Below are 7432 nucleotides of genomic sequence, written 5' to 3' on the forward strand. Positions count from 1 at the left end.
GTCAGATGGGTATAAGAGACAGGGGGCTCCTCGGTGGCTCCGGATTGAGGAGCGGGTGTCTCCTCGGCGGCTCCTTCTTCTGGAGCGGGGGGAGCACAGGCCAGGACGGCGGCGCAGCCAAGGGAAAGGAACAGGGCTCTCAGGGGCATGCGGACAGCAACACGAGTTCTCCCAGAAAGTTGCGGAAGGTGGCGCGGGCGCGCTGAACGTGGGTTGATTCCGGCATGACAGCGCCCTCACCCGCCGAGTCCTATCTGCTCGACTTCCACCGCCGTCTCGCCGGGGTGACCTCGCGTGAGTTCGGAGGCGCTCCGGTGCTGCGCGACGGGGAGGTGTTTCCCTCCACCTATGCGCTCCTGGAGGCGGCGGTGCCGAGAGGGGACTCGCCACGGGTGGTGCTCGACCTGGCCTGTGGGGATGGGTTCCTGCTGGAGTTGCTGGCGCGGAGGAGCGAGGGCGGGCTCACGTTGCTGGGGCTCGACATGAGCGAGCACGAGTTGCAGGCGGCGCGGGAGCGGTTGAAGGGCGCGGCGACGCTGCATCAGGGGCGGGCGCAGTCACTGCCGTTCGAGGACGCGAGCGTCGACGTGGTGCTGAGTCATCTGGCGCTGATGTTGATGGATGACGTGGAGCGAGTGCTCGCGGAGCTTCGTCGGGTGCTGAAGCCGACGGGGCGGGTGTCCGTGGTCGTTGGAGGTGAGCTGGTGAAGGGCGAGGCGTTCGAGGTGTATCTGGGCCTGCTCAAGCCGATGCTGGCGCGGGAGGCGCGGCCGCCATCGCCGCTGGGGGATGCGCGGTTCCGTTCCTTGGAGGGACTGACGGAGTTGTTTGGCGGCTTCACGGACGTGGAGATTCGCCGGCTGGAGGTCCAGGCGGATGGGACTCCGGAGCAGGCGTGGGAGTCGCTCAGCACGACGTATGACGCGGACCGGCTCTCGGAGTCGGCGAAGGCCACGCTCCAGCAGGCCTTTCTCCACGCCGTGGAGCCCCTGCGACGCACCGACGGCACCATCCCCCTGCGCTGGGGCATGCGACAGGTGACGGCGTCGGGGCCGCGGCGCCCCTCTTGAGCCGCGCTCCTGTCATGTCACGAGCGTGACGTGGGCTTCAGCGAACGGTGTGAGCCTGCGTCCCGCTCGCGCCGTCGCCCGTGGCGGTGAGCGTAAGCGCTCCCGCCTGCGTCGCATGGAAGTACAGCGTCGCCTCCTGCTGCGCACCCGTCAGCGTCAGGGCCCAGCCCGCGCCCGAGGAGGCCAGCGCTTCGGTGCACGCTGAATCCGCGTACAGCCCCACCCCCAGCGCCGCCGTGCCCGTCGCCTCCAGCACCACGGACGGCGCCGTCAGCGCGGACAGGTTGCCCAGCGCGTCCTGGCTCTGCACCACCACCGCCTCCGAGCACTGCCCCACCGGCGCCTCACGCACCGGCGTCAGGAAGCCCAGCCGCGCCGCCGCCCCCGCCACCACGTCCACGTCGAACGTCGCCCCAGGCTGCGTCTCTCGCGCATACCCCGGCCCATCCACGTGATTCTGGCTGATGAGGTTGGCACCACCCAGGTCGGAGATGCCCGCCTGATACGGATACCCGTTCGTCACCGGCCCCGCGTGCGTCACCGTGTTGCGCGTCACCTGGAGCCGCGTCGACGCGGGCAGCGGTCCACCGTCCGCCTCCGCCTGGGACAGGTTGATGCCCACGTCGTTGTCCTCCAGCGTGTTCTCGAAGATGACGACGTCCTCGCACAGCGCCATCCCGTAGTAGTCGCCACCCGCGATGAGGATGCCTGAACCCGTCGTGGTGACTCCCGAGTATGCATTCCGCGTCACCCGGTTCCCCACCACCCGCCCCGTCGCGCCGTCGCTGAGCTGGATGCCATTGCGCGCGATGAACGGCACCGGGCCGCCACCGTCCACCCGGTTGTCCTCCGCGTTCAGCTCCACCTTCCCCGTGCCGACGATGCCCGCCTTCTGGTAGCGCTCCACGCGGTTGCGCAGCACCTCCACCTTCGTCACCGACTCCGCACTCCGTGCGTTGCGCACCTCGATACCCACGCCCTCCTGGCAGCCGCCCTCGCCCCCCTTTTGATTCACGTCCAGCACCTCGCTGTCGACGATGGAGCCGCTCGCCCCCTCGAACAGGATGCCGCGCAGTCGCGCCGAGCCACCGTCACACACCAGTTCCGACAAGCCCCGCGCCTCCACGGTCACCGCTCGCACGTGCGCCGTCGTCCCCAGGCTGCTCAGCACCGCGCCCCGGAAGCCTCGTTCACGCGCGTCCACCGCCGTGAGCACATGCCCCGCGCCGTCGAACGTGTACCCGTCCGGAATCCACACCGTCTGCTCCGTGGTGCAGTCGGCCGTCAGCGTCACCACTGCTGAGTCGCCCAGCGTCGCGGCGCACGGCGGGTGCTCGCCACACAGTGAGTCGCCCCACGCCACCGCGAACTCCCGCGTCGCGCTCAGGCCCGAGGCGTTGGTGACGGTCAACGTGATGATGGGAGCCGCGTCCGCGGGGAGACACGACAGCGCCACCCAGTCCGCCGAGCCCGAGGCCCCCGCGCGCGCCGCGTTCCCCACCAGGCCCGCGTTCGTCGTCCACGCGAAGATGAGCGGCTCTCCCTGTGGGTCCGTCGCCGTCGCGGACAGTCGCACCGGACGCCCCGCTGTCGCATCCTCCTCTGATTGCGAAGCGTCGGTGATGGAGGGCGGCAAGGGATTCGTCACGCACAAATCCAGCGAGCGCTCGCGCTGCGCGCCGAAGTCGTCGCTCACTCGCAACGTCAGCCGACAGTTGTCACACGCGGCGGCGGGCGCGACGCTCGGGGTGAAGCGCGTCACCGCTGCATCCGTGCGCTCGAAGGTCCCCTCACACGTCGAGGTCCACGCGAAGGTCAGGGCATCTCCATCGTCGTCCACGCCCACCGCCTGGAGCGACACCGGGGCTCCCACGCGCGCCTGGGACACGGGGCTCGCCCCCAGCTCCGTCAGGACGGGCGCGTGATTGAGCGAGGCCGCGTGCTCCAGGTCTCCGCCTCCCGCCAGCTCCACGTCCACCGAGAAGCGCAGCGTGCTCACCGCGCCTCGAGTGTTCGTCACCTCCAGCGTGAGGTACACCACGCCACGTCGCAGCGGCGCCGTCCACTCCGCGTCGACGGCCGTCGCATCCGCGAAGGTGCCGGAGCTCGCGCGCCAGGCGTAGGTCAGCGACTCCGACGCATCGGCGGACCGCGCCAGCGCACGGAGCTTCAGCGCGGCGCCTGGAGACACCGACGCTCGCGAGGCCACCACCGCATCGATGATGGGTGCCGTGCTGGCCGCCGCTGAATCTGTCTCGCGCGGCACCAGCACGACGAGCGCGGCATGGTGTCTCGGCAACTCCACGGCCGGGACTTCCACCCGCGCCAGCACCGCTCCCGTCGCATCGAGCACCCGGGCGCCCACCGTGGTTCCCGCGCCCGAGAGCAGGCCTCGCAGCAGTCCCTGCCACGGCAGGGACTCGGAGCTGGCCAGGGACGCGTTGACGGCCGTGGCTCGAGCCGGTGTCGCTGACACGTCCACGCGCGCCACGGCATCGAGCGGCAGGGAGCGCGGCAGCACCGCCACCACGCGCACCGAGCCCGCGGGCTCCTCCTGCGCATCTGGCGGGTCTTCCTGGTGACACCCCGTGGCCGTCACCAGGGCACTGGCGAGCAGGGCCAGACGCAGTGCGTTCACTCGGTTCATGGTGACGTCCTCTCGGCGATGTCAGGTGTCTCACGATAGCGGCAAGCCGCCACGCCCCCAAGCAACCGGCCAGACAGTCCCGGCTGTACGCCTGACCGCGCCACCCCGTAAGGCAGCTCCGCGTCGTGCGGACGACACCGTGCGAGCAGCGCGGTCGGGTAACGGGCAATGCGTCGAGAGTGTCGGTACGAAGAGGACGCGCGGTGTTCTCCTGCCGCATCGTGCGAAACCCCGAGTCACGCCGCCCACAGCCCTGGCCCATCCGCGTGGCCCACTGGGTCAACGTGCCGCTGCTCGTCATCATGGCGGGCAGCGGGCTGCAGATTCTCGCGGCGTATCCCATGCTCGGCGCGCAGGGCCGTCCGTATGCCTGGTATCCCTTCCAGGGAATCCCTCCTCCCCCGTGGGCCCGGCTCGGTGACTGGCTCGCGGGTGCACGAGGCTGGCACTTCGCCTTCGGCGGGTTCCTCGCACTCAACGGCTTCGCGTACCTGCTCTATCTGGCCTTCAGCGGCGAGTGGCGACGTCGCCTCTTCTTCCCTCGCCGCGACACGCGCAATGCAGTGAGCACGCTCGCGTTCTACCTGCGCCTGCGCAAGGAGCCACCGGCGCAGGAGTTGTACAACGGCCTGCAGCGGCTGGCGTACACGGGCGCGCTGGTGCTGGGAATCCTCGCCGTGCTCTCCGGGCTCGTGCTCTACAAGCCCGTGCAGCTCGGTGCGCTGGCCACGCTGCTCGGCGGCTATGACACCGCGCGCGCCATCCATCTGCTCGTGCTCGCGTCGTTCGTGCTCTTCACCGTGGGCCACGTGGTCATGGTGCTGCTGCATCCGCGCACGCTCGGGGAGATGGTGACGGGCGGGAGGAAGCCAGATGCGTAGGCTCTTCGTTCCCTCGCGACGTCCGGTGCTCCTCACGCGGCGCTCGGCGCTGCTCGGCGCCGCGGCACTCACCGCGTCCGCTTGCGACAGCGCCCGTCCTCGCGCGGGCTTCCTCGGCACCATGGAGCGCGTCAACCAGCGGCTTCAAGAGGCCCTCTTCGACGAGGACCAGCTGGCGCCGGAGCTGCCGCCCGAGGACGCCACCCCGCCCGGGGACTTCCCCCAGTACTTCGTCTCCGAGTCCATGCCGCTCGCGCCAGGAGGCTGGGCGCTCAAGGTGGGCGGGCTCGTCGAGCGCCCGTCGGTGTTGTCACTGGAGGACCTGCGACGGCTGCCGCGCACGGAGTTCCGCGTCCGTCATCACTGCGTGGAGGGCTGGAGCGCGGTGGCGTCATGGCACGGCGTGCGCGTGAGTGACATCGCCAGGTACGTGGGTGCGGACCCGAAGGCAGGCTACGTGGAGCTGCGCTCGTTCGACTCGGGCTACTGGTCCTCGTGGGACAGGCCGAGCGCCTTCCACGCGCAGACGATTCTCGCCTACGGGATGAACGGGCAGCCGCTGACACCGGCGCACGGCGCGCCGCTGCGCCTCTACTCGGCGGTGAAGCTCGGCTACAAGATGGTGAAGTACCTCACCGAGGTGAACTTCCTCCCCGAGCCCACCGGCGGCTACTGGGAGGAGCGCGGCTACGAGTGGTACGCGGGCGTGTAGCCCCACCCTTTCGAGCGATGTCGGCCCCGCCTGCTATCCAGTCCGTCGCTTGCGGCGGTCCTCCTTGGCCATTACCCTGAACTGAGTAGAAACTGAGTATCAATGACCTCAGTACACAGCAGTCCCAAGAGAACGGAGCCCGTCGTGCCCCAGACCGAACGTCTCCAGGCATCCCTGCCGTCCTTCTCGATGAAGGAGCTCACCCGCCTGAGCAAGGAGCTGGGGGTCGACAAGAGCACCGTGGTCCAGGAGGCCCTCTCCCTCTTCTCGAAGGCCGCCCTGGAGGCCAGGCAGGGATGCCGGCTCGCGTTCCTCCCACGGACGCCGCAGGGCACCGTGAGGGAGTTCAGCACGCCCCTGCTCACGCACATGGAGCAGGCCGCGCAGAAGGACCCTGTGGAAATCGTCCTCCCTGACGCGGACTTCGACCGGGTGGTGACCCGACTCACGAAGCCCGCGAAGCCTACCGCCGCGCTTCGCGCACTGGCTCGCAAGCAACGCCGTCGCTAGCCCACGTGGACTTGCCTGGGACTCATGCCACCGCCCTCCTCGTCCGACCTCGTCCTTCCCGGCCCCATCACTCAAGCGGTGACCCGGAGCGACACGGGCAGCGGCTTCACGTGTGAGCACGAGGCCCTCAATCGCTTCTTCCGCGAGGCCGCTCGGCAGAACCAGGAGCGAGACATCAGTCGGACCTGGGTCCTTCGGCGTGCCGAGTCCGACGACCCCGCGCTACCGCTGGTCCTGGGCTACTACACGCTCTCGCTGACCACCCTCAAACGGGAGACACTCCCAGCCGACCTGGGTAAACGACTGCCGCACTACCCTCTCCCGGCGGTCCTCATCGCGCGCCTCGCACGAGACTCGCGCGTGAGGGGACAGGGACATGGGGAAGACCTCCTCGGTGATGCCCACCTCCGCGCGCTCGCCATCAACGCCCAGAGTGGAGCCGTGGCGGTCATCGTGGACGCCAAGGACGCCCCCGCTCGCGACTTCTACAAGAAGTTCGGCTACGAGCCGCTACTCGCCGAGAGCGAGCCACCCACCTCGCCCTGGCCCCTGCGGCTGTTCCTGCCGATGGCGGAGATTCGCGCCGCGTACTCCACGGAGCCCTGACTCCCTCACGCCTTGCTGCCGACGAAGCCTCCGCCGAACGGAGACGACCCGCGTTGACGCAGGGCCTCGCGCTCTGCCTTCAGCGCGGCCAGGGCCGCGTCGCGCGTGGCGTAGTGATTCACCGCCGCGCCGTTGATGGCCCCGCTGGTGAGCACGAACATCTGCGTCATGTCGTCCCCACCAAACCGGAACGAGCGATGCGTGAAGCGCTCCAACACCTCACGCCGCTCCTTGCCGAACACGCGCCCCGCCGTGAACTTCACCACCAACCCATCCAGGTTGATGAGCAGGTCCACCTTGCCCGACCCCGCATAGCGCGACAGGTGCACCTCCACCTCCCGCCGCCACCGCAGGACGTCCTCCTCATTCACCAGGATGCAATCGGTGAAGTACGCCGTCACGACGTCGTTCTCCGCGTCGTACTCGAAGGACATGTTCCAGGCCATCGTGCTGCCTCCCTCCAAGCCGGAATCAGGCGGGCGCGGAGCCCGCCAGGAACGCGGACAACACCGCCGCGGTCTCCTGGGGGTGCTCCACGTGTGGATAGTGTCCAGGGCCCGGAATGTGCGCCATGCGCGCGCGCTTGATGGGCGCCACCACCGCCTGGCGCAAGAAGGCCGGCGGCAGGAAGTTGTCGTCCGTCGACACCACCAACGTCGGCGCCACGATTTTCGCCAGCCGGTCCGCGAAGCCTCCCGCCGTCCACGCGTCGAACGCCTGCTCAATCGACGCCGCGTCCACCGCCCCCGCATCCTTCAACAGGGACTCCAGCGCCTCCGGCGACAGCTTCTTGCAGGCCAGGCCGAGAATCATCTTCTGCTTCTCGCGGTCTCCCGCCGACGTCCGGAACAGCCCCGCGGCCTCCGGCGGCAACGGCAGCCCCGACGCGGGCACCGTGTTGAGCAGCAGCAACCCCTCCACCCGCTCCGGCACGTGCGACGCAATCCACTGAGCTACCTGCCCACCCATGCTGTGCCCCACCACCGTGAAGCGCTGGGCCCCCACC

At 69.4% G+C, this 7432-nt stretch carries 9 protein-coding genes; 6 read left to right on the top strand and 3 right to left on the bottom strand.

The genetic code is table 11. The features are described 5' to 3' along the window. Together HUW62_RS48230 and HUW62_RS44310 are read left to right on the top strand one after the other, a co-directional pair. A partial coding sequence (locus HUW62_RS48230) for a hypothetical protein (protein ID WP_217911928.1) occupies positions 1–206 on the top strand: 206 nt, incomplete at its 5' end. Positions 207–224: 18 nt separating this feature from the next. Next, the gene (locus HUW62_RS44310; RefSeq protein ID WP_176437877.1) at positions 225–1070 is read left to right on the top strand and encodes a class I SAM-dependent methyltransferase; all 846 of its coding nucleotides are present in this window, start codon (positions 225–227) and stop codon (positions 1068–1070) included. 37 nt (positions 1071–1107) lie between these two features. Here HUW62_RS44310 and HUW62_RS44315 read toward each other — a convergent pair whose 3' ends face one another. Continuing rightward, positions 1108–3717 carry a right-handed parallel beta-helix repeat-containing protein gene (locus tag HUW62_RS44315; RefSeq protein WP_176437878.1) on the bottom strand — a complete coding sequence of 870 codons (2610 nt, stop codon included), beginning with the start codon at positions 3715–3717 and terminating at the stop codon, positions 1108–1110. Between the two features lie 221 nt (positions 3718–3938). Here HUW62_RS44315 and HUW62_RS44320 point away from each other — a divergent pair, with 221 nt between their 5' ends. From HUW62_RS44320 to HUW62_RS44335, 4 genes are all read left to right on the top strand, one after another. Further along, the gene (locus tag HUW62_RS44320) at positions 3939–4598 is read left to right on the top strand and encodes a cytochrome b/b6 domain-containing protein (RefSeq protein ID WP_176437883.1); all 660 of its coding nucleotides are present in this window, start codon (positions 3939–3941) and stop codon (positions 4596–4598) included. Beyond that, positions 4591–5310, top strand: coding sequence for a molybdopterin-dependent oxidoreductase (locus tag HUW62_RS44325; RefSeq protein WP_176437879.1), 720 nt, complete (start codon positions 4591–4593; stop codon positions 5308–5310). Before HUW62_RS44320 ends, HUW62_RS44325 begins: the two co-directional genes overlap by 8 nt. Positions 5311–5454: 144 nt before the next feature. Further along, positions 5455–5820, top strand: a complete 366-nt coding sequence (locus tag HUW62_RS44330) for a hypothetical protein (RefSeq protein WP_176437880.1) — start codon at positions 5455–5457, stop codon at positions 5818–5820. Positions 5821–5844: 24 nt separating this feature from the next. Beyond that, entirely contained in the window at positions 5845–6426 is a 582-nt protein-coding gene (locus HUW62_RS44335) for a GNAT family N-acetyltransferase (protein ID WP_176437881.1), read from the top strand. 5 nt (positions 6427–6431) lie between these two features. On the opposite strand, the gene HUW62_RS44340 is transcribed toward HUW62_RS44335, so the two are convergent. Next, entirely contained in the window at positions 6432–6872 is a 441-nt protein-coding gene (locus HUW62_RS44340) for a hypothetical protein (RefSeq protein WP_163867795.1), read from the bottom strand. Positions 6873–6897: 25 nt separating this feature from the next. Next, positions 6898–7432, bottom strand: a 535-nt coding sequence (locus HUW62_RS44345) for an alpha/beta fold hydrolase (protein ID WP_176437882.1), incomplete at its 5' end; no start/stop codon positions are given.

The sequence above is a fragment of the Myxococcus sp. AM011 genome (genome assembly GCF_013372595.1).
Taxonomy (GTDB): Bacteria; Myxococcota; Myxococcia; order Myxococcales; family Myxococcaceae; genus Myxococcus; species Myxococcus eversor.